Origin of the sequence: Occallatibacter sp. (assembly GCF_049802275.1) — a bacterium.
In the GTDB taxonomy this organism is placed as follows: Bacteria; Acidobacteriota; Terriglobia; order Terriglobales; family Acidobacteriaceae; genus Telmatobacter.
Map to the genome: position 1 here is coordinate 1 of NZ_JBARMD010000082.1, position 3,303 is coordinate 3,303.

Genomic DNA, 3,303 nt, shown 5'->3' on the forward strand with positions numbered 1-3,303 from the left:
TGATTCACCTTGTCTTTGCATTGTTCTTGGCGTGGCTCGGATTGCTCGTTCTCTTGTTTATCGTGCTTGGACTCGTGATTTTGTTCCGCAGGCTGTCGGCTCCCGAGGAGGCGCAAGAACTCCCCGACGACGTCGATGCGCATTCTGCGACAGACAAGGCGAAGCCAATAAGCTGAGACATGACCGGCAACTCCGTATTAAAGAGACTTTCGCTTCGGTCAGGCAGCCAGCGCCTTGAATCGTTCGAGATCTGCAAGGCACTCGTTCACGATCCGTTCACTAGGTCCGCCGGTTTCCAGTTAGTTCTGTAGCCGGAGCAGCACGGTGCTGTACACTTCCTGTTCGTCACCGTCTAGGGTCAGGTCTGGGATCGTGGCGGCATACTTGTCTGTCAGGGTTGGTATAACAAAACCTGTAATCGATGTCGGTGTGGATTCGGTGGTGCGAAACCAGGCGGACACTCATTTTTTGCAGCTCACACCTTTACAAGCAACACCCGGCAGGGCATCTGTGTTGCAGATCCCCAAGTAACGACCATGTCGGTGTCGATGCATGCACAATCTCCTGCATCAAGGACATCTTTGTCTATGCCAGTATTCAAAGTAAACCTGCCTTCGATCACGTAAACGAGGCAAGACAATGTTTGCCCGGGCTCTGATGCCGAGACAAGAACCTTGGGAGGAAATTCAAGCAGACTGGCACCGAATCGAGCCGAGCCGATGTGATCGTAATGGACGGGGATTTGCCGCACTGTTTCATGCAATCCATGGATTGCTGCGAGATGACCTTTGCGCGTGATAGACAAGCTATGCCTTTGGGGATCAGAGAAGAAGTGGTTCAGAGAAACCCCGTACACGCGGCAGATCGTCGACAGAGTATGCAAAGTTGGGTTCATTCGCTCGGACTCAAGCTTTGAAAGCAGAGCGGTTGACAATCCCGTCTCGGCTGCCAGGCGCGAGAGCGTGAGTTGCTTCCCGATTCGCAGTCTACGAAGCTTCAGTCCGATTTGATATTGATCCAGTGCCGCGGCATGAGAGTCAGGCATCTAGTCGAATTGTCGCATTCTCCTGTCGCTAGGAGATGTGGGCTAGATCACACAGTGCGCCTGCGAAAATCGCGGTCCCCCCACAGCAAGGGATTCTCCGAGGATTACTTCGCGAAAGTCGGTGTCCGCCGATCCGACGTGACGTAATCGACAGTTACGTTAGCCGGTGATTCGATCCAATCTGGAATTTAGGCTGGAAAAATCGATAGGTGCTTTGACGATGATGCACTGATTGACGATCCGCGGGTACTCCCGAACGCCCTCGGTGAATGTTTGACCAGACGGCAGCAACTTAGAACCGATTCGGTTGGTTACGACATCGGCGAACACGCATGCTTCTGAGGGCCATGATCATCGCGCTGAAGATCCTTGCCAAAACCTCAGGTCGCGTGCTCGGGAGGGTTTGCTCTATGCGGCAATCAGCATCGGCTGGTACTGTAGAGCCCAGACTGCAGGTGATAAGCGATGAAGTACCGCAATCGTGTGCTGGGGCTCGTGTCCCTGCTCATCGTCATCACCTATCTTGATCGCGTATGTATCTCCGTCGCTGGTCCGCGCATTCAGGACTCGCTCCATCTTGGCCCAGCCGCCTGGGGCTGGGTCAGCGGCATTTTCACGTTCGCGTACGCCGCGTTTGAGATTCCCAGCGGCATCCTCGGCGATCGAATCGGCCCGCGGCGCGTGCTCACCCGGATCGTGCTCTGGTGGTCAGCTTTCACCTCCATCACCGGTTTGGTTACCGGCTACTACTCTTTGCTGGTGACCCGGCTTCTGTTCGGCGTGGGCGAGGCTGGAGCATTTCCCAACGCCTCGATCGTGGTTGGGCGCTGGTTTCCTGTGCCAGAGCGCGGCCGAGCCTTCGGCATCATTTGCGCGGCCGCTCAAATCGGCGGAGCGATCTCTCCACTGCTGGTCGTCCCCATCCAGATCCGCTACGGCTGGCGCGCTTCCTTCTACCTGTTTGGCGTGCTCGGAGTGGCATGGAGCGGGATTTGGTATTGGTGGTTCCGCGACTCGCCGCAGGAAAAGCACGGAGTATCGAAGGCGGAGCTAGACGAGTCGCCCGCACCCGTAGTCCACGCACACCGTATGCTGCCCTGGGCACGTGCAGTCAGGTCCGGAAATTTCTGGGCCGTGATGATCACCGCATTCTGCGCCATCTACACCTACAACTTCTTCCAGACGTGGTTCCACACATATCTCGTTAAGGCGCGCGGGTACAGCGAGAAAGATCTGCTCCTCTCCGCGCTGCCCTTTATCCTGGGTGCCTGCGCCAACCTTGCCGGCGGACTGGCGAGTCACCTCCTGGTTCGCCGCATCGGACTCAAGTGGGGCCGGTGCGGGCTCGGCTCGCTAGGCTTCTCAGTGGCCGCCACCTGCACCATCGCCGTCATGTTCACTCATAGCCCATCTGTGGCGCTGGCCCTCCTCTCGTTTATTTATGGTGGTCTCACCCTGCAGCAGCCGATCATGTTTGCCGTATGCCTCGACGTGGGCGGCCCCTACGCCGGCGCTATGGTTGGGGCCATGAACATGTTCTCTCAGCTCGGTGGGTTTCTGGGCTCACTGGTCTTTGGATATCTTGTGGCGCGGACGGGCAGCTACAACGTCGGGTTCATCCCGATGGCGGCCCTGCTGCTGCTGGGGACCTGGCTTTGGTTACGCATCAACCCGACCGAATTACTCACCGCCGCAACCGCGCCTGCCGGGCTGGAAGTGTCGTTGACGGCGGACTGAGCGGAGGATTTCTCTTGCGCGGTAATTTTGGCGGCCCATTCGAACGGCGCGGACGGTTTTGAGCGTTCGGGCCCTTGTCGTATTTCCACGGTTTTGTCCATCGCCACTATCTCAACCCAAGCTTTGGCTGAAGCAGATGGACGTCATGGCCGGTCAGCGCAACCTCATCGTCGGTCACACAGGATGGTCTTCAGTACGTCGCAGCCGACGGTTGGTTTGCTTCATTATGGCCGCGCCCACTTTGATCAAGGCTGCGGTCGTACCACTTGTAATTGATTCCAGTTGCCGTCGAGATTGCCGTTGGGATTGAAGTTCGGGCTGTCGCTCATGACGTACTCATTCTGTCCATTGAGCCACGCGTGATCGTACAGATTGCTGAGTTCGTAATTTGCGCCTGTTGACGGGTCACGGAAGGTCTGCACGCCGCGGATAATCTGATCTTGGCCAAAGGCTGCCTGGTTGGCGCCGGCCTCAGAATTTGCCGTGACTCCGTTGATGACGTCAGCGACGTGCGCCCGGAA

The 3,303-nt window shown here is 57.2% G+C and carries 3 protein-coding genes; 1 reads left to right on the forward strand and 2 read right to left on the reverse strand.

Going from position 1 to position 3,303, the window contains the following annotated elements; all coding sequences use genetic code 11:
- Positions 1-475: 475 nt before the first annotated feature.
- Complete coding sequence (locus WA354_RS02805) at positions 476-1,045, reverse strand: helix-turn-helix domain-containing protein (RefSeq protein ID WP_472811489.1); 570 nt, start codon at positions 1,043-1,045, stop codon at positions 476-478.
- A 465-nt stretch (positions 1,046-1,510) separates the two neighbouring features.
- Between WA354_RS02805 and WA354_RS02810 the strand changes: the two genes are divergently transcribed.
- A complete protein-coding gene (locus WA354_RS02810) occupies positions 1,511-2,782 on the forward strand; it encodes an MFS transporter (RefSeq protein ID WP_472811490.1) in 1,272 nt (423 codons plus the stop codon).
- 245 nt (positions 2,783-3,027) lie between these two features.
- Here the strand turns inward: WA354_RS02810 and WA354_RS02815 are convergent.
- Positions 3,028-3,303, reverse strand: a 276-nt coding sequence (locus WA354_RS02815; RefSeq protein ID WP_472811491.1) for a hypothetical protein, incomplete at its 5' end; no start/stop codon positions are given.

Excerpts from the sequence above, each read along its gene's own strand:
- WA354_RS02805 (WP_472811489.1), bottom strand. The coding sequence starts at position 1,045 with ATGCCTGACTCTCATGCCGCGGCACTGGATCAATATCAAATCGGACTG.
- WA354_RS02810 (WP_472811490.1), top strand. The coding sequence starts at position 1,511 with ATGAAGTACCGCAATCGTGTGCTGGGGCTCGTGTCCCTGCTCATCGTC.